This is a genomic window from Nocardioides sp. CCNWLW216 (genome assembly GCF_037120545.1).
Classification (GTDB): Bacteria; Actinomycetota; Actinomycetes; order Propionibacteriales; family Nocardioidaceae; genus Nocardioides; species Nocardioides lianchengensis.
The window spans coordinates 31,102-54,463 of the sequence record NZ_JBBBBJ010000004.1; the positions used below are offsets into that span (position 1 = coordinate 31,102).

Sequence of the window (23,362 nt, forward strand, 5' to 3'; positions counted from 1 at the left end):
CCCTGTCACGACTTCGCAGGCTCAGTCGTGGGGCTGCTCGACCTCCCCGTCGGACGCCGTGAGCGACTCCGTCGCTCGCAACCCTCGGTCGGGGTTTCGACGCGCCCTGTCACGACTTCGCAGGCTCAGTCGTGGGGCTGCTCGACCTCCCCGTCGGACGCCGTGAGCGACTCCGTCGCTCACGGCTCGACGGTGACCTTGATCGCCTGGCCGGACTTGACGATGTCGAAGGCGGAGAGCACCTCGTCGAGCGGGATGTGCTTGGTGATCAGGTCCTTGACCGGGACCTGGCCGGTGGAGATGTACTCCAGCGCCCGCTTGTTGTGGGCGGGGGAGGAGCCATTGGCGCCGTGGACGTGCAGCTGGCGGTAGTGGATGACGTTGGAGTCGGCCTTGATGAACGGGTCGTTCTTGGGCAGGCCGCCGAAGAACGAGATCCGGCCCTGTCGGGCCGCCATCGAGATGGCCTGCTCCTGGGTGACGTTGGCCGGGGTGGCGGTGATGATGACGTCGGCGCCGCGACCGTCGGTGAGCTCCATGACCCGGGCCACCGCGTCCTCCTCGCTCGCATTGATGACGTAGTCGGGCTGCACGGCGTCGGCCGACATCTTCAGCCGCTCCGCGTTGATGTCGACCAGGACGATCGGGCCGACCTTGTGGACGCCGCGAGCGATCCGGATGTGCATGCAGCCGATCGGGCCGGCACCGAAGACGACGGTGAAGTCGCCCTCCTCGATGCCGAGCTGCTCCTGGGCGTTGATCGCGCAGGCGAACGGCTCGGCGGCCGAGGCCTCGTCGTACCCGACGTTGTCGGGGATCTTGTTGAGGCCGTCGACCTTCAGCACCTGCTGGGGGACGATCATGTACTCGGCGAAGCCGCCGTCGTACTGGTAGCCGACCGAGGTCTGGTTCTGGCAGACCTCCATCCAGCCCTTGCGACACTCGTGGCAGTCGCCGCACGGCACGGCCGCGATCACCTGGGTGCGGTCGCCCGGCTTCCAGTCGGAGCCGTACGTCGCGTTGACGTTGCTGCCGACCTCGACGATCTCGCCGGCGATCTCGTGACCGATGGTCCGCGGCGGCGTGAGGTTCTGGTGGCCGTTGTGGAAGATCTTCACGTCGGTGCCGCAGGTCGAGCAGTTCTTGACCTTCAGCTTGATCTCGTCGGGTCCGCACTCCGGCTCCGGCACGTCTTCGAGCCGGACGTCCTCGGGTGCGTAGAACCGCAGGGCCTTCATTCGCTTGTCCTCCTGTGACGACTGGTGGCGACGCTTGGCGGCGATCGCAAAGCGACGCTCCAGCGTAGCGCATTCATGTGGTTGTTCTTCCGAACGTGTTGTTTTGGAAGTCTTGACGCCGCAGACATCGAGGAATATAAAGGCATTCAAAGATGCTCGTGATTGGGGTCACACGAGCAGTTCAGCTCTGGAAAGAGGTCTCATGGCCAGCACCACATCCACGGTCGATCCGGTTTCCACCGGAGGCCCGAGCATGCGACTGCGCGTGCAGCGTTTCGGCACGTTCCTCTCGAACATGGTCCTGCCGAACATTGGGGCGTTCATCGCATGGGGTCTGATCACGGCCCTGTTCATCCAGACCGGCTGGATCACCCTGATCGGCGACAAGCTCTTCGGCTACACGCCGGGGGTGGAGGCCGGTCAGTACGACTACGGCTTCGTGTCGATGCTGGGCGGGTGGAACGGCGAGGACGACGGCATCGTCGGCTTCATGATCCGGTTCCTGCTGCCGCTGCTGATCGGCTACACAGGCGGCCGGATGATGTACGACGACAACATCCGCGGCGGTGTCGTCGGCGCGATCGCCACCTTCGGCGCCATCGCCGGCGCGGGCGTGCCGATGTTCCTCGGTGCGATGATCATGGGCCCGCTCGGCGGTTGGTCGATGAAGAAGCTCGACGCCATGTGGGCCCACAAGATCCGGCCGGGCTTCGAGATGCTGGTGAACAACTACTCGGCCGGCATCTGGGGCATGTTCCTGGCCATCGTCGGGTTCCTGGTCGCCGGTCCGTTCGTCGAGGCGTTCAGCGACGCCGCCGAGAACGTCGTCGACTTCCTCGTCGACCACAGCCTGATGCCGCTGGCCTCGGTCTTCATCGAGCCGGCCAAGGTGCTGTTCCTCAACAACGCCATCAACCAGGGCGTGCTCACTCCGCTCGGCACCAACGAGGCCGCCGAGTCGGGCAAGTCCATCCTGTTCCTGCTGGAGGCCAACCCGGGTCCGGGCCTCGGTCTGCTCCTTGCCTTCATGTTCTTCGGCAAGGGTGCGGCCAAGGCCTCGGCCCCCGGGGCGGCGATCATCCAGTTCGTGGGCGGCATCCACGAGATCTACTTCCCGTACGTGCTGATGAAGCCCAAGCTGATCCTGGCCCTGATCCTCGGCGGCGCGACGGGCATCGGCACCAACCTGATCTTCGACTCCGGCCTGCGTTCGCCCGCCTCGCCCGGCTCGATCATCTCGGTGTGGCTCTCCTCGCCGCCCAGCTCGATCTTCGGCGTCACGCTCTCGGTCGTGCTCGCCGCGGCAGTGACCTTCGTGGTTGCCGCCGCGCTGCTGAAGACCGACAAGGCGGACGACGAGGGTGATCTGTCGGCGGCCACTGCGCAGATGGAGGCCACGAAGGGCAAGAAGTCGTCGGTCTCCTCGATGCTGACCGGCGGCGCGGCCGCGGGCTCGGGTCCGATCGGCTCGATCGTCTTCGCCTGCGACGCCGGGATGGGCTCGTCGGCCATGGGCGCCTCGGTGCTCCGCAAGAAGGTCCACGGGGCCGGGTTCACTGACGTCACGGTCGTGAACAAGTCCATCGCCAACCTGACCGACACCTACGACCTGGTGGTCACCCACCAGGACCTCACCGCCCGGGCGCAGCAGCGGACCGGGTCGGCCATCCACGTGTCGGTCGACAACTTCATGGGCAGTCCCCGGTACGACGAGATCGTCGAGCTGGTCCAGGAGCGCAACGGCGCCGGAGCCGGTGCACCCGTCGCCGACGAGGCGCCGGGCATCGACACGGGCGGGCTGCTCGACGCCGAGTCGATCGTGCTCGACGCCCCGGCCGAGAGCCGCGACGCGGCGATCACCCGGGCCGGTCAGCTGCTGGTCGCCGCCGGTGCCGCGGAGGCGTCGTACGTCGACGCGATGCACACGCGGGAGGAGTCGGTCTCGACCTTCATGGGCAACGGCCTGGCGATCCCGCACGGCACCAACGAGGCCAAGGCCGCGGTGCAGCGGACGGCGATCTCGTTCGTGCGCTACTCCGAGCCGGTCGAGTGGAAGAACAAGCAGGTGACCTTCGTCGTGGGCATCGCCGCCCTCGGTGACGACCACCTGAAGCTCCTGGGGCGGATCGCCGAGATCTTCCTCGACAAGGAGCAGGTCGCCCGCCTCGAGGCGGCGGCCACCCCGGACGAGGTGCTGCAGGTCCTGGGCGCCGTCCAGCCCGCCTGATCTCCACTCCGCGGCCCCGGCCCGGCTCCTACGAGCCGGGCCGGGCCCGCGGTGCGTCTCCGGTGGGGCCGATGAGAGTTTCATCGGCTGGCCGACGAACCTCACGCCCGGACGATGAACCTTTGTCGTCCCGGCGTGAGTTTTATCGGCTAGCCGATAAAACTCACCGCGGCCGATCCGGACCAGGGTCAGGCCCAGAGCCGGAGCAGGGCGGCGGTGGCGGTGGCGGCGAGCACCACGACCAGGAACGGCGCGCGGAGCAGCAGCAGAACGACGGCCGCGCCCAGCCCGGCGGCACGGGCGTCGAGCACCAGGCGCTGACCCTCGGTGAACACCTGGACGGCGACGAGAGCCGCGAGGAGCGCGACGGGGATCAGGTCCGCGACCCGCAGTACGACGGGCCGCTCGAGGACGGCCGCGGGGACGGAGAGTCCGGCGAGCTTGAGCAGGTAGCAGCCGAGGCCGGCAGCGAGGATCGCCGCCCAGACGCTCATCGCGGACTCCGGGACAGCACGCCGGCGAGCAGGGCGACCCCGCCGGCGGCGAGCACGGGGACGCCGACGGCCACGGACGGGGCGACCCCCAGCGCGACGGCCGCAGCGAGGACCGCGATCACCCGGTTGCGCGGCTCGGCGAGGCGGGGCCAGAGCAGGGCCAGGAAGGCGCCGCCGACCGCGGCGTCGAGTCCGTAGGTGCGCGGGTCGCCGAGCGCCTGACCGGCGAGCGCGCCGACGAGGGTGAAGAGGTTCCACAGCACGAAGACCGACCAGCCGGTGACCAGGAACCCGGTCCGGGCCCGGGCGGTGGTGTCGCGGGTGACCGACATCGCGCTCGACTCGTCGATGAGCAGCTGGGCCGCGCCGAGGCGTCGTACGCCGGTCCAGGCGAGCAGGGGAGCGAGCCGGAGCCCGTAGAGGGTGTTGCGGGTGCCCAGCAGCAGCGCGGTGGCGGCGCCGGAGACGGGCGTCCCGCCGCCGGCGAGCACGCCGGCGAACGCGAACTGCGACCCGCCGGTGAACATCAGCAGGGACAGCACACAGGTCTGCGCGACGCTCAGCCCGGAGCCGACCGCGACCGCGCCGAACGAGACGCCGTACAGCCCGGTGGCGATCCCGACGCCGAGGCTGTCGCGGACGATCCCGGCGCGCTGCGGGTCGGGACCGTCCGGCCCGGGCTCAGCGACGGGACCGGGCGCGGACGTGCGCGGGCGTGCGCTGGTGGAAGTCGTGGAGGAGCAGGTACGACGCCGCCGCGCCCAGCAGCGCGCCCAGGAGCGCGCCGGCACCGATGGCGACCGGGACGCGGGAGAAGTGCGCCACCCAGGCACCGCCGGTCACGCCGGCGAGCAGGACGGTGACCAGGACGAGCAGGCTGTGCAACCGGGGCAGCGGGCCGATCATGTGCTCCATCGTGCCCCCGTCGGCTGCGAAATCAAGGGCCTGCTCAGACCAGTGCGGTGTGCAGCCGGACCTGCTTGACCAGGGTGCTGCCCTCGCCGTCCAGGTCGAGCTCGCGGTGGGCGCCGTCCGCGGCCCAGCCGGCCTCGACGAGGAAGCTGCGGAGCCGGTCGTCGGACGCGACCGCCCAGGTCACGGCCCGGGTGAACCGGTCGGCGACCATCGTGTCGGCCACCGCCTGCAGGAGCCGGGAGCCGTGTCCCTTGCCGCGCTCGGCGGCATCGACGGTCAGCTCGCTCAGCTCGCCGTCGGCGACCGGGTCGCAGTCGGGGTCTGCGGCCGGGCCGGTGATCGCGAAGCCGCAGACGCGGTTGCGCTCGAGGGCGACCAGGACCCGGTGGCGGGCGTCGCGCGGGCGGGTGAGCGCCCCGTGCCACAGTTCGGCGGCCTGCGCCGTGGCCTCCGGTCCGGACGGGAGGGCGTCCGCGGGCACCAGCCCGCCGTACATCTCGGGCCAGGCGCGGAGCTGGAGGTCGGCGATCGCGGGCGCGTCGTCCGCCCAGGCCACGCGGACGGAGACGTCGGGGCCGGGAGTGGTCACCGGGGCATCTTGTCAGGCGGGCTAGGTTCGCCGACATGGAGATCCGCAACCTCGGCAGGAGTGGCCTGAAGATCTCGGCCATCTCGTACGGCAACTGGCTCACCCACGGCTCCCAGGTCGAGGAGGACGCGGCCACCGCCTGCGTCCGCCAGGCCCTGGACGAGGGCATCACGACCTTCGACACGGCCGACGTCTACGCCAACACCGCCGCGGAGACGGTGCTCGGCAAGGCGCTGAAGGGGGAGCGGCGCGAGGGTCTGGAGATCTTCACCAAGGTCTTCTTCCCGACCGGTCCGAAGGCGCACAACGACCACGGCCTCTCGCGCAAGCACATCCTCGAGTCGATCGAGGGCTCGCTGCGCCGGCTCGGCACCGACCACGTCGACCTCTACCAGGCGCACCGCTACGACCACGAGACGCCGCTGGAGGAGACGATGGAGGCCTTCGCCGACGTCGTCCGCTCCGGCAAGGCGCTCTACATCGGGGTCTCGGAGTGGCGGGCCGAGGAGCTCCGGGCCGCGCACGCGCTGGCCCGCGAGCTGCGGATCCCGCTCATCTCCAACCAGCCGCAGTACTCGATGCTCTGGCGGGTCATCGAGGAGGAGGTCGTGCCGACCTCCCAGGAGCTCGGCATCGGCCAGATCGTCTGGTCGCCGATCGCGCAGGGCGTGCTGACCGGCAAGTACCAGCCGGGCCAGCCCCACCCCGAGGGCTCGCGCGCGACCGACGACAAGGGCGGCGCGGACATGATCAGCCGCTGGCTGCGTGACGACGTCCTGGAGCGGGTGCAGCGGCTGGCGCCGATCGCGGCCGACACCGGGCTCACCATGGCCCAGTTGGCCGTGGCCTGGGTGCTGCAGAACGACAACGTGTCGTCGGCCATCATCGGCGCCAGCCGGCCCGAGCAGGTCACCGACAACGTCAAGGCCGCCGGGGTGCGGCTCGACGCCGACGTGCTGGCCGCCATCGACGACGTGGTCGGCCCGGTCGTCGAGCGCGACCCGGCCAAGACGCAGTCGCCGCAGCGGCGCGACTTCGGCTGATCAGCCGACCGGCTGGCCCGCCTGCGCGCGGGTCAGCCGGACCGCGCCGACGGAGGAGAGCACCAGGCCCAGCACGACCGACCACCACCAGCCCTCGCGCACGCCGTCCCCGAGCAGCGCGACGCCGATGAACGCCGGCACGAAGGTCTGGCCGACGATCATCGGCGCGGTCGTGGCGGAGATCGAGCTGCCGGCCATGCCGCGGGAGTAGAGCCAGAAGGCCACCAGGCTCAGCGACGGTACGGCGAGCGCGGCCAGCACCGTGCCCGCGTCGATCGGCGTTCCGACCCCGCGGACCGCGATCGCGGAGCCGGCGTACCCGAGTCCGGCCAGGGTGCCGAGTCCGGCACCGCCTAGGCGTCCAGCGAGCGTCGAGGCCGCCGCGAGCAGCGCGACGCCGGCCCACAGCGACAGCACGAACTCGGCGTCCGTGCGGACCGAGCCGGCCTCGCCCGAGCCCAGCGAGAGCAGCACCAGGCCGCCGGTGACCAGGCCGATCGACGACCACTGGGCGCCGTCGAGGTGCTCGGCGAGCCGCCGCGAGGCGAACGCGGTCACCGGGAGCGACATCGCGATGGTGGCCTGGGCCAGGTAGAGGGGGAGCAGCCAGATGGCGACCGCGTGCAGCAGGAAGCCGACCAGGTAGGCGAGCAGGACCGCCCAGGTCCACGCGTCGCGGACCGAGGTGCGCACGAACTCCGAGAGCCGGTCGGGCGACGCGGAGGTGCGCCGTACGCCGTGGGCCTGCGCGACCGCGGCGACGCCGAAGACGAAGGCGCTGAGCAGCCCGGCCGCCAGGCCGTAGACCTGGTCGGTGGTCACCGGGCGCGCGTCAGCGGTAGGTCTCGGGGAGCTGCGAGCCGATCTTGACCTGCGGCTTCGGCATCCGCAGGAAGCGCGGGTTCAGCGCGCGGCTGATCGCGTAGTAGCTGGTGCCCTTGGTGCTCTCCTCCGGGAACCGCGCGGCCAGCTCGCGGCGCAGCCGCAGCCGGAGCCGGAAGATGTCGAAGACCAGCATCAGCAGGGTGGCGAGCAGCAGGAAGCTGCTCAGCTCCATCAGGCTGTCGACGCCGGTGTAGCCGAGGATCATCGAGACGATGAGCAGCGGGAACAGGATGTCGAGGAACGTGAACCGGCAGTCCACGAAGTCCCGGACGAACCGGCGCACCGGCCCCTTGTCGCGCGGCATGTAGTAGCGCTCGTCGCCCGTCTTCATCGCCGTCCGCACCTGCTGGCTGGACTCGGCCCGAGCGAGGCGCTGGGCCGCGGCGATCTCCTTGCGGGTGCGCGGCGTCTTGGCGCGAGCCCGCGCGGCGGCCTCGGCCTCCTTGCGGCTCGGGGTGGGTCGACCCTTGCCGCCGGGCTTGACCTCGGCGGACTCGGGGGACGGGGACTCGGTCTTGCTGCGACGGAACAACGCTGGCCTTCTGAGGGTCTGTCGGGCGGTACGACGGGCTCGGCCACTCTACCGGCGCCTCCGGTGCCGGGTCGCCCGACCTTGGCGATCGGTCATAGGGTGAGGGCAACGTGGCGGCAGCGTTGAACACCACCGAGAGGGACCCCCATGAGCCTGATGAAGCGCGTGAGCCTGATCTTCAAGTCCAAGGCCCACAAGGCCCTCGACCGCGCCGAGGACCCGCGCGAGACCCTCGACTACAGCTACCAGCGTCAGCTCGACCTGCTGTCCAAGGTGCGCCGCGGTGTTGCCGACGTGGTCACCAGCCGCAAGCGCGTCGAGCTCCAGATCAAGCAGCTGGAGCAGCAGCAGGCCAAGCTGCAGACGCAGGCGCAGCAGGCCATCGACATGAACCGCGAGGACCTGGCCCGCGAGGCGCTGACCCGCAAGTCGGGCCTGACGGGCCAGATCAACGACCTCACGGTGCAGCTGGAGCAGCTCCAGGGCGAGGAGGAGAAGCTCACCCGCGCCCAGCAGCAGCTGCAGGCGAAGGTCGAGGCCTTCCGCACCCGCAAGGAGACCATCAAGGCCACCTACACCGCGGCCGAGGCGTCGACCCGCATCAACGAGGCGATGTCCGGCATCGGCGACGAGATGGGCGACGTCGGCCAGGCGATCCAGCGGGCCGAGGACAAGACCCAGCAGATGCAGGCCCGCGCCGGCGCCATCGACGAGCTGATCGCCTCCGGCGTGCTCGACGACGCCAGCTCGGTCAACCGCGGCGACGACATCGCCCGTGAGCTGGAGGCGATGAGCTCCCAGTCCGAGGTCGAGGCCGAGCTGGCCCGGCTCAAGGGCGGACCCTCGACCCCGCCGGCCGCCCTCGAGGCGGGCGAGGAGCCCGGCACCGCCGGCAACGGCATCGCCTACGAGGCCACGGAGAGGCCCACCGAGGAACCCCGCTGACGCTCACAGGAACCTCTTGGGAAGACCCCGGAGAATAGGGGCATGGCACACAGCCGTTTCCTCCCCGACCGCGGGCTCACCGCCCGGATGACCCTCGTGATGTTCCTGCTGGGCGGCCTGTTCGTCGTGCTGATCGTGGGCGTGATGCTCGCGGTCCGCTCGCCGGGGCTGGCGGTGATCGTGGGTCTCGTCGGCCTCGGGATCGCCTGGTACCAGTGGTACTCCTCGGACACCGTCGCCATGAAGGCCATGCGGGCCCGCGAGGTCACCCCCGAGCAGGCGCCCGAGCTGCACGGCATGATCGACCGGCTCTGTGCCATGGCCGACATGCCGAAGCCGCGCGTCGGCATCGCCGACATGGCGATCCCCAACGCGTTCGCCACCGGTCGCTCCCCGGAGCGGTCGGTCGTCTGCGTCACCACCGGCATCCTCAACACGCTCACCGCCGAGGAGCTCGAGGGCGTCCTCGCCCACGAGCTGTCCCACGTCGCCCACCGCGACGTGCTGGTGATGACGGTCGCCTCCAGCGCCGGCATCGCGGCCGGCATGCTCACCCAGGGCGCCCAGTACGGCGCGCTGTTCGGCGGCGGTCGCCGCGACAACAACAACAACGGACTGCCGGTCTGGCTGCTCGTGCTGATCGTCAGCATGCTGGTCTACGCCGTCAGTTTCGTGCTGCTGAAGCTGCTCTCGCGCTACCGCGAGATGTCCGCCGACCGGGCCGGCGCCTACCTCACGATGAAGCCCCAGGCCCTCGCCTCGGCCCTGCAGAAGATCACCGGCGAGATGAACGCGATCCCCCAGAAGGACCTGCGCGCCTCGCAGGCCATGAACGCCTTCTTCATCGCCCCGGCGATCAAGGGCGTCTCGCTGCGCACCCTCACCTCGACCCACCCGACGCTGGAGCAGCGGCTCGAGCAGCTCGCGGAGATCCAGGCGGACCTGAGTCGGCGTACGCCCTGATGGGCCTCTGGGACTCCCTCCTCGGCCGGACGAAGCCGAAGCAGGCCAACCTGGACGCGCTCTTCGGCGTCCCGAACGCTGCCGTGACGCTCGAGACCACGCTCGGCCTGGTGCCGACCGGTGACGGCTCGGTCTGCTACCGCGGCGCCTCCGGGGTGGCCTTCGCCGAGACCGAGCGCGACCTGGTCGAGCTGATCCGCAGCACCGGCGACGCCCCCGAGGTGCGGGTCACCGGCGACGGGTTCGGCTTCACCTGGGTCGAGGTCGACCGCGAGCCGGGCTCCGGCGTCGAGGGTCTCTGCACCAGCCTGCACGCGGTCAACACCAGCCTGGAGGCCCAGGGCTTCGGGCCGGGGCTGCTGTGCACCCTGGTCACCTTCGAGGACCCCGCGGGCCGCCACGTCGGCCTCGTCTACCTCTACAAGCAGGGCACGTTCTACCCGTTCGTGCCGACCGGCCCGCAGCAGCGCGACAACCTCACCGAGATCCAGATCCGCGACGCGCTGCGCGGCGAGCTCCCGATCGAGCCCGACCTCTCGCGCTGGCTGGCCGTCTGGGGCGCCCCGGGGCTCACAGGCTCCTCCTAGGTTCGGCCCACCGTCGGCACAGTCCCGCCGACGAGCCTCCTCCTGTCGGGCCCGCCCAGGGTCCGCGGACGCTCGTCGGAGGGATCGCACGTGCGCAGGTTGTTCCGCAGGATCTGGCGGGGGAGGACGCGGCGCTGGCTCGCGGTCCCCGTCGTACTGCTCCTCGCCACCGGCGGCACCGGTGCCTGGCTGCTGACGCGGGGGGAGGAGTCGGCCGCGGTCGAGCCGACCACGGCGACCGTCTCGGCCGAGACGGTCCGCGAGACGGTCGCGGCGACCGGCACCGTCAGCCCGGCCCGCAGCGCCGACCTCGACTTCGAGGTCTCCGGGACCGTGACCCGGGTCTTCGTCGCCGAGGGCGACCGGGTGAAGAAGGGCCAGGCCCTGGCCCGGGTCGACGCCAGCACGCTGGTGGCCCAGCGGACCGCGGTGATCGCGACCCTCGACGCGGCCTACACCCAGCTCGACGAGGACCAGGACGCCGGCGCCTCGGACACCCAGCTCGCGGCCGACCAGGCCGCCATCGTCGCCGCCGAGGGATCGGCCGAGGAGGCCCGTGCGGCCGTCCGCGACGCGACCCTGCGCGCCACGATCGGCGGAACCGTCGTCAGCCTCGACCTCGCGAAGGGCGACGTCGTCGGCTCCGTCGGTGGCTCGTCGGCCGGCGCCGGGGCCAGCACCGGGTCGAGCGCCACCGCCACCACGACCACCAGCGCGGTGAGCATCGTGTCGACCACGAGGTTCGTGGTCGAGGCGACCGTCGCCGCGGCCGACGTCGAGAAGGTGACGGAGGGCCTGCAGGCGGAGATCACCCCCAGCGGCGCGACCGAGGTCGTCTACGGCACGGTCAGCGACGTCGGGCTGGTGGCCGAGGCCAACAGCAGCGGCGCCGCGGTCTTCCCGGTCACCGTCGAGGTCACGGGCACCCCGGACGGCCTCTACGCCGGCACCTCCGCGGACGTCTCGATCATCGTCAAGCAGACCGAGGGCGTGCTGACCGTCCCGAGCCGGGCCCTCACGACCGAGGACGACGCGACGTACGTGACCAAGGTGGTCGACGGCGACGAGGTGAGGACCGAGGTCGAGACCGGGACGGCGTACGGCATGACGACGGAGGTCGTCTCCGGTCTCGTGGAGGGCGACGTCGTCGAGATCCCGGGCTTCACCCGCCCGACCGGCGGCGGCGAGGGTGACGGGGGCCAGCAGATGCCGGACTTCGGCGGCGGCCAGATGCCGGACTTCGGCGGTGGCCAGATGCCCGGCGGCGGCAGCTTTCCCGGGGCCCCCTCGTGAGCGGCATCATCGGGCTCGTGGGGGTCCGCAAGACCTACCGCTCGGGCAGCATCGAGTTCGAGGCCCTGCGCGGCATCGACACCACCATCGCCGAGGGCGAGTACGTCGCCGTCATCGGGCCGTCCGGCTCCGGCAAGTCGACGCTGATGAACATCCTGGGCTGCCTGGACACTCCGTCCGAGGGACGCTACCTGCTCGCCGGCGAGGACGTGTCGGGCATGAGCGAGGCCCAGCTCGCCGAGGTGCGCAACCGGCGGATCGGCTTCGTCTTCCAGCAGTTCAACCTGCTGGCGATGCTGCCCGCATGGCGCAACGTCGAGCTCCCGCTCGTGTACGCCGGCGTGCCCCGCGCCGAGCGTCGTGAGCGCGCCGTCGCGGCCCTGGGCCGGGTCGGCCTCGCCGACCGGGTCGACAACCGCCCGGGCGAGCTCTCGGGCGGCCAGCAGCAGCGTGTCGCGGTCGCCCGCGCCCTGGTGACCGAGCCGGCGATGATCCTGGCCGACGAGCCCACCGGCAACCTCGACTCGAAGTCGACCACCGACGTGCTCGCCCTGCTCGACGAGCTGCACGCGGCCGGCCGCACGATCGTGCTGATCACCCACGAGCACGAGGTGGCCGCCCGGGCGAGCCGCAACCTGGTCATCCGCGACGGGGCGATCACCTCCGACGAGCCGGTCGGGGCTCTGGCATGAACTGGTTCGAGACCTTCCGGGCCGGCGCCGAGGCGGTCCGCGCCCACCGGCTGCGGTCGATCCTGACCATGCTCGGCATCGTCATCGGCATCTCGTCGGTGATCCTCACCGTCGGGCTGGGGCAGGGGGCCCAGGACCAGGTGCGCCAGCAGATCAGCGCGCTCGGCAGCAACCTGCTGATCGTCTCGCCGGGCAGCAGCACCGACTCCAGCGGCCGGCGCGGCGGCTTCGGCTCCGCGTCCACGCTGACCCTCCAGGACGCGACCGCGATCGCCGACGACAGCGTCGTACCGGACGCGGCCCGCGTCGCCCCGACCACCTCCACGTCGACCGCGCTGGCGGCAGGGCAGACCAACTGGACCAGCTCCGTGGTCGGGACGACGACCAGCTGGCTCGACGTCCGGGCGCGCGACCTGTCGGCGGGGCGCTTCTTCACCGAGGCCGAGGTCGAGCAGGCCGCCGACGTCGTCGTCCTCGGCCCCGACACGGCCAGCGAGCTGTTCGAGCGCGGCAGCCCGGTCGGTCAGACGGTCACCGTCGACAGCACCCCGATGACCGTGATCGGGGTCCTGGAGTCGTCGGGCGCCTCGTCGTCGGGCACCAGCGAGGACGACCAGGCGGTCGTCCCGATCAGCACGGCCAAGCGACTCACCGGTACGGCGACCTCCTCGGTCTCCACGATCTACGTCGAGGCCGCGTCGGCCGACGCGCTGACCGCGGCGTACCAGGAGATCAACGCGCTGCTGCTCACCCTGCACGGGGTGAGCGCCGACGAGGCCGACTTCTCCATCTCGACGCAGGACTCGCTGGTCGAGACCGCGAACTCGACCAACGAGACGCTCACCGTGCTGCTCGGCGGCATCGCCGCCATCTCCCTGCTGGTCGGCGGCATCGGCGTCATGAACATCATGCTCGTCTCCGTCACCGAGCGGGTCCGCGAGATCGGGCTGCGCAAGGCGCTCGGCGCGACGCCCCGGGTCATCCGGCGGCAGTTCCTCGTCGAGGCCTCGCTGCTCGGCTTCACCGGCGGCCTGGTCGGCGTCCTGGTCGGCGTCGTCGGCGCCCAGGTGCTGCCCGGCCTCATCGACCAGCCGGTCTCGATCTCGCTCGTCGCCACCCTCGGCGCCATCGGCACCGCCCTGGCGCTCGGCATCGGGTTCGGCGTCTACCCCGCGAGCCGGGCCGCCCGGCTCACCCCCATCGACGCGCTGCGCAGCGAATGAGCAGCGTGCGTCCCCACCGAGAGGAACCCCGTCCCATGTTGCTCCACCGTGTCTCCCGGGCCGCCCGCGGCACCGCCTGCTCGGTGCTCGTCCTGGTCACCCTCGCCGCCTGCGGCGGCGGGAGCGAGTCGGCCACCGACAGCACCCCGACCGAGTCGGCGGCCGCGGCCCCGGCCGGGGGTGCCGGCGCCGGCGGGGGGATGCCCGGGGCTCCCGGCACCTCGGGCACCATCGCCGCGGTCAGCGGCAGCACGTTGCAGGTGCAGAGCGAGAGCAGCGGCCAGGTGGCGGTGAGCTGGACCGACGCCACCACCTTCTCCGAGCAGGTCGCCGGGACGCTGGCCGACGTCGCGGTCGGCAGTTGCGTGATGGTCCAGTCCGACGCCGAGGCGGAGGAGGGCTCCCCGGTCACCGCCACGGCGGTCCGGATCTCCGAGGCCCAGGACGGCGAGTGCACGGGCGGCTTCGGCGGTGGCCCGGGCGGCGGCGAGCGTCCCGAGGGCATGCCCACGGACCTGCCGACCGACCTGCCGACCGACCTGCCGGGAGGAGGTCGGGGCTTCGGCGGCGGCACGTTCGGCACGGTGACCGCGGTCAGCGCTACCGGGTTCACCGTCGAGGCCCCGGACAGCAGCGTCGAGGTCACGGTCGCCGCGGCGACGACCTACTCCACGACGGCGACGGCGGACGCCACGGCCGTCGAGGTCGGCCGCTGCGCCACCGCCCAGGGCGAGGCCGACGACACCGGCGCCGTGACGGCGACCCGGATCAGCGTCAGCGACCCGGTCGACGGCGCGTGCAGCAGCGGCCGCGGCTTCGGAGGCCCCCCAGCCGACGGGACCGACTCGTGAGGGCGGTACGGCGCGCTGGCGCCGCCGCCGTCACGCTCGCGGTCGTCGGGGGCGGGTACGCCGCCTACGCCGCCGCAGCCGAGCCCGCGGCGGCCTACCGGACCGCCGCCGTGAGCGTCGCCGACGTTGAGGAGACGCTGGCGCTGTCCGGCACCCTCGCGCCCGCCGGACGCGCCGACCTGGCCTTCGGCACCGACGGCACCGTCGCGTCGGTGACCGCCGAGACCGGCAGCACGGTGGAGGCCGGGGACGTCCTGGCCCGGCTCGACCGGAGTGCGCTGCGCCGGGCCGTGCGCCAGGCCGCCTCGTCGGTCGCGTCGGCGAAGGCCCAGCTGGAGTCCGACGAGGACGCCCAGGCCGACACGGTGAGCGCCGCGACCACGGCGGCGTCGTCTTCGGACGGGTCCTCGTCGGGGACCGCGACCTCGGGCGGCGGCTCCGACCAGCCGACCCAGCAGGAGACCCAGGCTCCGACCGCGCAGCAGTCCGAGGAGCCGGCCGCCGACCAGACACCGGCCGGCCCCGACGTGAGCGACACGATGGCCGCGGCCCTCGCCCAACTCGCGAAGCAGCAGCAGGCGGTCACCTCGTCCCAGTCGACCGCGTCGGCGGCCCTCGTAGACGCCCAGACCGCCCTGGCCGCCCAGACGGAGGCCTGTGCCGACGCCTTCCAGGCCGACCCGGCCGACGGTCCGGAGCCCACCGACGGCTCGACCGAGGCACCAGCGGAGGAGGAACCCGACCCGGCCGACGCCGCCTGCACCGCGGCGCTCGCCACCGTCCAGACGGCCCAGGACACGGTCGCGACCGCGCAGGACGACCTGCAGGCCGCGCTCGAGACGCTGGCGGGCACCCTGACCGGGGCCGTCGAGACGCTGGCCGACACAGTCGATGCCGCCGACGCCGACGCCGACGGCTCGTCCGGCGGTTCCGGGAACGGCGGGTCGCCTGCGCAGGCGAGCGAGGACGACGGCGCCGACAGCGACACCCCGACCACCCAGCCGACCCAGCAGGCCGAGCAGCCCACGACCGGCTCGACCGGCTCCACGGGCGCGACCGGCGGAGCCGGGGGGAGTGCCTCTGGCGGTTCGTCCGGTCCGTCCGGCACCGTCACCGCGGCCACCCTGGCCCGCGACCAGGCCTCGATCGACGAGGCCCGGGCCGAGCTGGTGGCCGCCCGGCAGGCGCTGGCCTCGGCCACCCTGCGGGCGCCGTACGACGGGACGGTGGTCGACGTCGCCACCGAGCGCGGCGCCGACACGACGGCCGGGACGACCGTCCTGACGGTGGTCGCCCACGGCACCACCACCGTCGAGGTGGCGGCGACCGAGGCCCAGATGCGCCAGCTCGAGGTCGGCCAGGCTGCGACCGTGCTGCCGGCCGGCGCCGAGGACGCGCTGGCCGGCCAGGTCACGGCCGTCGGCGCGCTGCCCGACACGTCGTCCGGCACTACGACGTACCCCGTCACCGTCACGCTCGACGGCGAGGACCTCGGCCTGCCTACCGGGGCGACCGCGGCGGTCGCCGTGGTCGTCGGGACGGCCGAGGGCGTCCTCACCGTGCCGACCTCGGCCCTGTCCTCGGGCAGCGTGCTCGTGGTCGACGGCGACACCGCGACCCGGACCCGGGTCGAGACGGGTCTGGTCGGGACCGCCCGGACCGAGGTGACCTCCGGGCTCGACGAAGGGCAGCGGGTCTCGCTCGCCGATCTCTCCGCAGCCCTGCCGAGCGGGGACACGGACAGCGAGACGACGTTCGGAACCGGTGGCGGTCTGGGCGGAGGCCGCGGCGCCGGGGGCGGCGGCTTCGGCGGAGGCAGCGGGATGCCGGTGCGGCCGGGCGGCTGATCCGGACCCCGGTCCGGCCTGGCTACACTCCGGGCCGGAGGGCGTCGACAGCAGAAGGAGCCGGCCCGTGACCCTGAGCGTCACCACGGACGAGGTGCGCGTCGCCCAGATCGGGCGCTACCAGGTGGTCACGCGACCGCCACGCAGCGACCTCGTCTCCCTGGTCGAGATCGCCGCCCAGGTGGCCGACGTGCCGATGGCGACGATCAACCTGATCACCGACACCGAGCAGCACCAGATCGCCACGGCCGGATTCGCGGCCTCGGTCTGCGCCCGCGAGGACTCGATGTGCAACGTCGTCTTCCAGGGCGGCGTCCCGGTGATCGTCCCTGACGCGAGCCAGGACGACCGGTTCCGGGACAACCCCTTCGTGACCGGCGTCATCGGCGACGTCCGGTTCTACGCGACCCACCCGCTGCGGACCCCCGAAGGCACGCTGATCGGCACCCTCTGCGTGTTCGACACCGTGGTCCGCTCGCTCTCCGACGCCCAGGAGGCCGCGCTGGTCCATCTGGCCGACCGGGTGGTCGACCTGCTGGAGCTGGAGCTGCGCACCCGCGAGCTCAGCACCACGGTCGAGGACCTGCGCGACACCCAGGCGGAGCTCGAGCGGTCCAACGAGGTGCTGGCGGCGTTCGCGGGGCAGGTGGCCCACGACCTGCGCAACCCGCTGTCGGCGGTGACCATGTCGCTGAGCCTCATCGCCGAGGAGAGCGAGGAGGAGGGCGGCGACACCTTCCTCATCGACCGGGCGACGAGCGGCGCCCAGCGGATGCAGGACCTCATCGACGACCTGCTCAGCTTCGCCCGGCTCGGGGGCGAGCTCAACCGGGTGCCGGTCGACCTCGCCGCTGTCCTCGGCGACGTCCGGGAGGACCTCGCCACCGCGCTGGCGGGTGCCACCGTCGAGGTCGGCGACCTGCCGGTCGTCACCGGGGACCCCGTGCAGCTGCGGGCCGTCCTGCAGAACCTGATCGCCAACGCCGCGAAGTTCGTCCGCGCAGGTCAGCCGGCCCACATCGAGATCGACAGCACCCGTCTCGGGGACCATTGGCGGGTCGAGGTGTGCGACCGCGGCCCCGGCATCCCGGCCGACCAGCAGGAGCGCGTCTTCCAGCCGCTGGCGCGGGTGAGCACCGAGGTCGAGGGGTCGGGCATCGGCCTGGCCACCTGCCGCCGGATCGTCGAGGCGCACGGAGGCCGGATCGGCCTCGACGACGCGGCGTACGGCGGCACCTGCGCCTGGTTCGAGCTTCCCGCCTGAGCGCCGGTGCGTTTGTCCCGGACGAGCCCCGGGAACACCCCGACGGTGAGTAGCGCGCGACGTCGTCCGGTGGTCCTCGGCATCGCGGTGGTGTCCGTGCTGACCGTGCTCGTCCTGCTGCTTCTGCGGCTCACGGGTGTCGAGCGCGCCGACGCAGGGACCGTGATCCCGGCGGCCGGCGACGTCGACGGGCGCGCGGTGACGGTCCAGGTCCCGGTCGGCGCGATCGAGCTCACCGTGGGTGACCCGGTCGAGTCGGTGTCTGCCGACGCGTCCTCCGACGGCGAGGACCATGCCGCGCCGCGCTCGGGCGGCCTGGTGCCGGTCCGGATCTCCTTCGACGCCCGCTCGGCCCCGGCCGGCCTGCTGGGGGTGCTGGGCGGCACTCCGCTGCCCACCTCGCTGACGCTCGTCGCCGGCGACGAGCGCCACGAGCTCCCCGCGCCGTACGCCGTCAGCGGGCCCGGCACCACCTCCGGCACCGCCCGCAGTTACTACGTGGCCGTCGACGACGCCGACGGTGCCCGCCTCGAGGTGACGTACGAAGGGGTCGCGCAGCGCGTCGACGTCGACTCGGGCGAGCTCGACCCCGGCCGTGCCGCCGCGCTGTACGACGTCCCCGACCAGATTCCCTCCGCGGACTGCCCCGCGACCGGCTGGGAGCCCGCCGGGACGCAGCTGCGGCTGACCTGCAGCACGGCCGGACCGCAGCTGACCGCCTACGACCCGGAGCTCGGCTGGGCCGAGGACGGCCGCGCCTGGCTGGTCGCCGGCCTCGACCTCTCTCTGCAGGCTGTCCAGCTGCCGGTGGACGGCACCCCGGTGGCCTACCTCCCGCGCGGGGCCGCCGAGGTCGAGCTGACCCTCGACGGCGAGGCTGCGGCCCGCACGGTGCGCGCGGACGCCTCGGGCGGCCTCGGTGTCTGGGACGTGCCGGCGGGCTCGAGCGGCGCGTTGACCGTGAGCGTCACCCAGGGGCTAGAGAAGGCCGACGATGGCGCGCCCGGCCCGCGGGACCGCTCGGTGACCCTGACCCGGACGCTCGGCTGAGGTCGCTCACGCCGTCGCCGTCTCGGCCGGCTTCAGCAGCAGGTGCTCGGACCACTGGCGGGTGACGACGGCTCAGCACACCGAGGACGACCCCGGACGACGATCGCTCGGCCGACCTGCCGAGCCGCATGGCGCGCTGCGACCTGGAAAGGACGTGGCGCCGCGACGCCCGGAAGGCACCATCCACGCGGACGCTACGTCCACCACGTGACGCGGTCGGCGGGTGGCAGCGGTTGTGGTCCTACGAGTAGATCTCCAGGGACTCCAGCAGTCCGTCCCAGACGAAGAGGAGGAGGCTGCCGACCTCGTTGCCGTCCGCGTCACACCCTGGGCTCGATCGGGAGCGGACCGGCTGCGGTCGAGCGCGGTACGTCGACTACGTCTATGGCGAGCTCGTTCGTGCCGCATCCGCAGTCGCGACGTCTCCTCGCCCACAGGGGCGTGGCCTGCTCGCGCAGCTCCGCCGCGCTCACGAGATCGTGAGAGAGGAAGCCGGCGATGAGGGCACGCTCCTGGTCGTGCAGAGGCCCCGAAGGCTCGGATCGCAACCCCGAGAACGTACCGATCCCCGCTGGGCGCCCGCTGCGGTCAGTCCAGCCTGCGACCGTCACGGCGAGCGGCCGACCTGATCGACCGCGGGTCCTACCCGTAGATCTCGTCCTTGAGTCGCCGGATCTGGCGGAACTGGTCCTCGACGAGGTCGTGGCCGGCGGCGGCGACGGCGGCGCAGAACCCCGCTTCGTCGTACGCCGCGAGCGTGCCGGGCTCGAGGTCGACCGTCCAGGACTCCATCCCGGCCGCGGTCACCCGGATCCGCCCGTCGGGCGAGCTGCCGGAGGCGACGATGCTCGCCCGCCCGGAGGTGAACGAGAGGTCGCGCGCGCCGTACGACGAGGACTCGCGGGTGACGGTCCGGCCGAACGCCCGGCTGCGCAGCTCGTAGTAGGCGCGGGTGCGCTGCACGAACGCGAGCCGGGCGAGCTGGGTCAGCTGCCGGGACATCTCGGTCTCGGTGGCCTGGTCGTAGTAGCCGGGCGCCAGGGTCACGGTCAGGCTGCTGCGGCCCCGGATCCGGACGCCGACCCGGCCGTCCGGCGTGGACGCGTGGGCGTCGAGGTCGGCGAGCGGATCGCGCCGGCCGCCGGGTGGCGTGCCGAGGACGACGGGAGCGGGCTGGTTCATCGCGGCACGCCCATGTCGTCGCGGATGTCACCGGGACCGGAGTCCGCCAGGTCGGGCCGGGGCGCGACGAAGAGGCTGCGGTTGACGGCCAGGATGTTGTTGAGGTCGACCATGGAGTCGTAGACCTTCTGCTCGGCCTTCGAGATCTCGGACTTCAGCTCCCGGAGCGCCTCGCGCATCGCGTCGCAGACGGCCTCGGGGGACTCGCCGGCCATCGGCAGCTCGGGCGGGTCATCGGTGTTGCCGATGGCGGCGCCGCCGATCGACAGCGCACCGCCGACGGCGGTGAAGGCCAGCGTGGAGGCGCCGCCCGTGAACGGGATGGCGGCGATCGCCACCACGGCCCCTGCGACCGTGAAGGCCATCGACCACTCGTTCTTGCCACAGTCGTCCATGTGCTCCAGCGCGGTGAGGGTGTCCTCGGCGATCTGGTCGACGTTGGCGCGCGCGGCGTGCCACAGCGACTTCTCGGCCTCCAGTGCACCCTTGACGTAGCTGGCGGCCAGGAACTGGTTGGTGGTGATCGACTCGAAGGTGTCGACGAAGTTCTGCTTGAAGGCCATCGCGGCGACACCGGTCCAGCGGGCGAGGTAGTCGGAGCTGGTGTCCATCCCGTCGAGGACGAGGTTGGCCGGCACGGGGGAGCCGCTGGCGGGGTCGGTGGTGTCCTCCGCGCCCGCGGACAGGCGGGCCTGGACGTTCTCCATCCCGGTGATCGCGCCGTCGAACGACGTCGGGTCGGGCAGCCAGGTGAAGGGCGAGAACAGCTCGGGGATGTCGTCGTACTTGCCGTCGATCTCGGCCATGTCGCGGTCGACCATGTCCTGCGACGACGTCGTCTGGGTAGCCGTCCCGCCGGGGTCGCCGTAGTTGGTGGGCTGATTGTCGGCGTAGCTGTAGCCCGCCGGGGGCATCCAGGTGCCGTCGCCCATGTCGGTGTAGCCCAGGCGGGTCAGCTCCCACTCCTTGGCCTTGCGGACGATCTCGGTCGCGTGCGCGCCCAGCTCCTCGTAGCTCATCAGCCCAGCTCCGCCTTGCGCTTCTCGAACTCGGCCCGGGCCGCCTCGTCGCTGGCGGCGTAGGTGTTGGCCGCCAGCACCAGCGCGGTGCCGGTGTCACGCAGGTTGCGCCCGGTCTCGGCCAGCCGGTCGTCGAGCATGTTGGCGCACGCCGACCATATGGCGAACGGACCGTTCGCCCCGAGGCCGATGCTGGCGTCTCGGTTGAACGCCCATTCGACCGAGGTGGAGTCGATGCTCTCGGCCGCGCTGTCGAACTCCGCGGCCATCGTCGGGTAGAGGCTGTTGCCGGCGTTCCACAGCTCGTAGCAGTCCACGCCCAGCTCGGTGCCTGTGTCGGCCACGGGAACGCCCTTTCGTCAGCAGATGAGGTCACCTGCGGGCATTCCCGCGCCGGGCGCAGGTAAACGCGGAAGGGGCGCGTTCAGTCCTTGTGGGTGCGTCCCGGGAGGGCGAGCATCCGCTCCAGCGCGACCAGCGCCCACCGCTCGGTCTCGGGGTCGACGGTGATCTGGTTGGGCACCGTCCCGGCGACCAGCGACTCCAGCGCCCATACGAAGTGGGGTAGGTCGATCCGGTTCATCGTCGAGCAGTAGCAGACCGTCTTGTCGAGGAACGTGATGTGCTTGTCCGGGTGGGCCTTCGCGAGCCGCTGGACCAGGTTGAGCTCGGTGCCGATCGCCCAGCTGGAGCCGGCCGGGGCCGCCTCGATGGTCTGGATGATGAACTCCGTCGAGCCGACCAGGTCGGCCTTGAGCACCACCTCGTGCTGGCACTCGGGGTGCACCAGGATCTGCACGTCCGGGATGGTCGCGCGCAGTTCGTCGACGACCTCGGGGGAGAAGCGGCCGTGCACCGAGCAGTGGCCCTTCCACAGGATCATCCGGGCGTTCTGCAGCTCCTCGGCGGTCAGACCGCCGTTGGGCTTCAGCGGGTTCCAGACGACGCACTGGTCGAGCGGGATGCCCATCTTCAGCACGGCGGTGTTCCGGCCGAGGTGCTGGTCGGGCAGGAACAGGATCTTGGCGTCCGGCTTCTGGTCGAACGCCCACTCCAGCGCGGTCTCGGCGTTGCTGGAGGTGCACACCACGCCGCCGTTGCGGCCGCAGAACGCCTTGATGTCGGCGCTGGAGTTCATGTAGGTCACCGGGACGACCGAATCGGCGACGCCGGCGGCGCTCAGGGCGTCCCAGGTCTTCTCGACCTGGAAGATCCGGGCCATGTCGGCCATCGAGCAGCCGGCGGCGAGGTCGGGGAGGATGACCTTCTGGTCCGGGCCGGTGAGGATGTCGGCGGACTCGGCCATGAAGTGCACGCCGCAGAAGACGATGAACTCGGCGTCCGGCCGGGCGGCCGCGTCGCGGGCCAGCTTGAACGAGTCGCCCGTCACGTCGGCGAACTGGATGACCTCGTCGCGCTGGTAGTGGTGACCGAGCACGAAGACCCGCTCCCCGAGCGCGGCCTTGGCCGCCTGCGCTCGCGCCACCAGGTCGGGGTCGGACGCCGCGGGCAGGTCCCCGGGGCAGTCGACGCCACGCTCGGAGGCGATGTCGGTGCCACGGCCGAGCGGCAGCAGCGGAAGGTCGACGGTCGTCATGTCGGGATCGTATTCCTGTGCTCGTGCGGGGCCGTAAACGTCACAGCAGGGCGCCGTTGTGAACGTACGGCGCGGGCGGTTTCATCCCGCGAAGTCCCAGGTAGCCCTCCTGGTGCAGGTCGAGGCGCGCCGCGAGGCCCACGTCCACCGCCCACTCGTTGGCCGCGGTGAGGTGCGGGACGAGGGTCTCGCCGGTCGTGTCGGCCAGGACGGCCCAGAGCAGGCGGCTCGCCGTACGGCGGTCGCTCGCCGCGAGCAGGGCCAGGCTGCCGTCGGGGCCGGCGTACGCGTAGCCCGACCCGGTCGGGGTGTCGGAGACCAGCAGCCGCCAGGACGCCAGCATCAGCGCGTGGTCGGGCCCGTGCGCCGACCCGCGGGTCCGGCGGTCGAGGGAGTCGAGCAGGTCGACGTCGCCGGCCGTGCCCTCCCGCACCTTGTCCACCACCGGGATCGCGGAGCGGTCGACGGTGCCGGACAGGAACATCTGCGGGTGCAACGAGAAGCCCGCCAGGCGGTAGCGGCGCACGGCCTTCGGGTCCGAAGAGGCCGACAGCATCCCGCGCAGGCAGCCGCGTCCGTGCTCCATCGCCGTGTCGAGCAGCCGCTTGCCGAGGCCCCGCCCCTGCAGGCCCGGGCGTACGGCGAAGGTCGCGAGGAACCAGGTCAGCTCGCGCACGAAGGACGTCGCGAAGCCGACCAGCTCGCCGTCCACCTCGGCCACCCAGCAGCCGCCGGGGTCGGTGTCGAGGAAGTGCGTGGTCCGGGTGATCCAGTTGCCCGCGCGGGTCGGCGGGCGCCGCTCCGGGACCGGCAGGCCGGGCCGGTGCAGCCGCACGTCGAGCTCGTAGAAGCTCTCCGCGCTCAGCCGCTCCGCCGCCGGCACGTCCTCGACCCGCATCGGCCGCAGCAGCACCTCGCTCACGGGT

At 72.2% G+C, this 23,362-nt stretch carries 24 protein-coding genes; 12 read left to right on the forward strand and 12 right to left on the reverse strand.

What is annotated here, in order from left to right; translation table 11 throughout:
- Nucleotides 1–179: 179 nt before the first annotated feature.
- Nucleotides 180–1,238: a zinc-dependent dehydrogenase gene (locus V7S47_RS10300; RefSeq protein WP_336561487.1), complete on the reverse strand. Its 1,059-nt coding sequence runs from the start codon at nt 1,236–1,238 to the stop codon at nt 180–182.
- 253 nt (nt 1,239–1,491) lie between these two features.
- On the opposite strand from V7S47_RS10300, the gene V7S47_RS10305 reads away from it, so the two are divergent.
- Nucleotides 1,492–3,465 (forward strand): PTS mannitol transporter subunit IICBA, encoded by a 1,974-nt coding sequence (locus V7S47_RS10305; RefSeq protein ID WP_336561488.1) that lies wholly within the window; start codon nt 1,492–1,494, stop codon nt 3,463–3,465.
- A 188-nt stretch (nt 3,466–3,653) separates the two neighbouring features.
- On the opposite strand, the gene V7S47_RS10310 is transcribed toward V7S47_RS10305, so the two are convergent.
- The 4 genes from V7S47_RS10310 to V7S47_RS10325 are packed head-to-tail and all read right to left on the reverse strand — an operon-like array spanning nt 3,654 to nt 5,463.
- Nucleotides 3,654–3,959, reverse strand: coding sequence for an AzlD domain-containing protein (locus V7S47_RS10310; protein WP_336561489.1), 306 nt, complete (start codon nt 3,957–3,959; stop codon nt 3,654–3,656).
- Nucleotides 3,956–4,750, reverse strand: coding sequence for an AzlC family ABC transporter permease (locus V7S47_RS10315; RefSeq protein ID WP_336561491.1), 795 nt, complete (start codon nt 4,748–4,750; stop codon nt 3,956–3,958). The genes V7S47_RS10310 and V7S47_RS10315 overlap by 4 nt, the downstream gene beginning before the upstream one ends.
- Nucleotides 4,641–4,874 (reverse strand): hypothetical protein, encoded by a 234-nt coding sequence (locus V7S47_RS10320; protein WP_170866960.1) that lies wholly within the window; start codon nt 4,872–4,874, stop codon nt 4,641–4,643. The genes V7S47_RS10315 and V7S47_RS10320 overlap by 110 nt, the downstream gene beginning before the upstream one ends.
- Before the next feature lie 34 nt (nt 4,875–4,908).
- The gene (locus tag V7S47_RS10325) at nt 4,909–5,463 is read right to left on the reverse strand and encodes a GNAT family N-acetyltransferase (RefSeq protein WP_336561492.1); all 555 of its coding nucleotides are present in this window, start codon (nt 5,461–5,463) and stop codon (nt 4,909–4,911) included.
- 35 nt (nt 5,464–5,498) lie between these two features.
- Between V7S47_RS10325 and V7S47_RS10330 the strand changes: the two genes are divergently transcribed.
- Complete coding sequence (locus V7S47_RS10330; protein ID WP_336561493.1) at nt 5,499–6,506, forward strand: aldo/keto reductase family protein; 1,008 nt, start codon at nt 5,499–5,501, stop codon at nt 6,504–6,506.
- Here the strand turns inward: V7S47_RS10330 and V7S47_RS10335 are convergent, their stop codons facing one another.
- A complete protein-coding gene (locus V7S47_RS10335) occupies nt 6,507–7,328 on the reverse strand; it encodes a hypothetical protein (protein ID WP_336561494.1) in 822 nt (273 codons plus the stop codon).
- A 10-nt stretch (nt 7,329–7,338) separates the two neighbouring features.
- A complete protein-coding gene (locus tag V7S47_RS10340) occupies nt 7,339–7,923 on the reverse strand; it encodes a DUF3043 domain-containing protein (protein ID WP_336561495.1) in 585 nt (194 codons plus the stop codon).
- Between the two features lie 147 nt (nt 7,924–8,070).
- Between V7S47_RS10340 and V7S47_RS10345 the strand changes: the two genes are divergently transcribed.
- The 10 genes from V7S47_RS10345 (at nt 8,071) to V7S47_RS10390 (ending at nt 18,638) form a co-directional block, all read left to right on the forward strand.
- Nucleotides 8,071–8,868 carry a PspA/IM30 family protein gene (locus V7S47_RS10345; RefSeq protein ID WP_336561496.1) on the forward strand — a complete coding sequence of 266 codons (798 nt, stop codon included), beginning with the start codon at nt 8,071–8,073 and terminating at the stop codon, nt 8,866–8,868.
- A gap of 42 nt (nt 8,869–8,910) precedes the next feature.
- Nucleotides 8,911–9,831 carry a zinc metalloprotease HtpX gene (gene htpX, locus V7S47_RS10350; RefSeq protein ID WP_090852469.1) on the forward strand — a complete coding sequence of 307 codons (921 nt, stop codon included), beginning with the start codon at nt 8,911–8,913 and terminating at the stop codon, nt 9,829–9,831.
- On the forward strand, nt 9,831–10,418 hold the full coding sequence (gene pspAB / locus V7S47_RS10355) for a PspA-associated protein PspAB (protein WP_090852466.1): 588 nt from the start codon (nt 9,831–9,833) through the stop codon (nt 10,416–10,418). Before htpX ends, pspAB begins: the two co-directional genes overlap by 1 nt.
- 90 nt (nt 10,419–10,508) lie before the next feature.
- A complete protein-coding gene (locus V7S47_RS10360; protein WP_336561497.1) occupies nt 10,509–11,711 on the forward strand; it encodes an efflux RND transporter periplasmic adaptor subunit in 1,203 nt (400 codons plus the stop codon).
- Complete coding sequence (locus V7S47_RS10365) at nt 11,708–12,403, forward strand: ABC transporter ATP-binding protein (protein ID WP_336561498.1); 696 nt, start codon at nt 11,708–11,710, stop codon at nt 12,401–12,403. Before V7S47_RS10360 ends, V7S47_RS10365 begins: the two co-directional genes overlap by 4 nt.
- Nucleotides 12,400–13,626 (forward strand): ABC transporter permease, encoded by a 1,227-nt coding sequence (locus tag V7S47_RS10370; protein WP_336561499.1) that lies wholly within the window; start codon nt 12,400–12,402, stop codon nt 13,624–13,626. Before V7S47_RS10365 ends, V7S47_RS10370 begins: the two co-directional genes overlap by 4 nt.
- Before the next feature lie 35 nt (nt 13,627–13,661).
- Nucleotides 13,662–14,477, forward strand: coding sequence for a DUF5666 domain-containing protein (locus V7S47_RS10375; RefSeq protein ID WP_336561500.1), 816 nt, complete (start codon nt 13,662–13,664; stop codon nt 14,475–14,477).
- Nucleotides 14,474–16,324, forward strand: coding sequence for an HlyD family efflux transporter periplasmic adaptor subunit (locus V7S47_RS10380; RefSeq protein ID WP_336561501.1), 1,851 nt, complete (start codon nt 14,474–14,476; stop codon nt 16,322–16,324). The genes V7S47_RS10375 and V7S47_RS10380 overlap by 4 nt, the downstream gene beginning before the upstream one ends.
- A gap of 67 nt (nt 16,325–16,391) precedes the next feature.
- Nucleotides 16,392–17,588, forward strand: coding sequence for a sensor histidine kinase (locus V7S47_RS10385; RefSeq protein WP_336561502.1), 1,197 nt, complete (start codon nt 16,392–16,394; stop codon nt 17,586–17,588).
- A gap of 45 nt (nt 17,589–17,633) precedes the next feature.
- A complete protein-coding gene (locus tag V7S47_RS10390; RefSeq protein WP_336561503.1) occupies nt 17,634–18,638 on the forward strand; it encodes a hypothetical protein in 1,005 nt (334 codons plus the stop codon).
- 642 nt (nt 18,639–19,280) lie between these two features.
- On the opposite strand, the gene V7S47_RS10395 is transcribed toward V7S47_RS10390, so the two are convergent.
- From V7S47_RS10395 to V7S47_RS10415, 5 genes are all read right to left on the reverse strand, one after another.
- On the reverse strand, nt 19,281–19,820 hold the full coding sequence (locus V7S47_RS10395) for a hypothetical protein (RefSeq protein WP_336561504.1): 540 nt from the start codon (nt 19,818–19,820) through the stop codon (nt 19,281–19,283).
- Nucleotides 19,817–20,839: a hypothetical protein gene (locus tag V7S47_RS10400; RefSeq protein ID WP_090852434.1), complete on the reverse strand. Its 1,023-nt coding sequence runs from the start codon at nt 20,837–20,839 to the stop codon at nt 19,817–19,819. The genes V7S47_RS10395 and V7S47_RS10400 overlap by 4 nt, the downstream gene beginning before the upstream one ends.
- A complete protein-coding gene (locus V7S47_RS10405) occupies nt 20,839–21,183 on the reverse strand; it encodes a hypothetical protein (protein WP_090852431.1) in 345 nt (114 codons plus the stop codon). The genes V7S47_RS10400 and V7S47_RS10405 overlap by 1 nt, the downstream gene beginning before the upstream one ends.
- An 80-nt stretch (nt 21,184–21,263) precedes the next feature.
- Nucleotides 21,264–22,436, reverse strand: a complete 1,173-nt coding sequence (gene nadA / locus V7S47_RS10410) for a quinolinate synthase NadA (protein WP_336561505.1) — start codon at nt 22,434–22,436, stop codon at nt 21,264–21,266.
- A gap of 40 nt (nt 22,437–22,476) precedes the next feature.
- Nucleotides 22,477–23,358: a GNAT family N-acetyltransferase gene (locus V7S47_RS10415; RefSeq protein ID WP_336561506.1), complete on the reverse strand. Its 882-nt coding sequence runs from the start codon at nt 23,356–23,358 to the stop codon at nt 22,477–22,479.
- Nucleotides 23,359–23,362 lie beyond the last annotated feature (4 nt).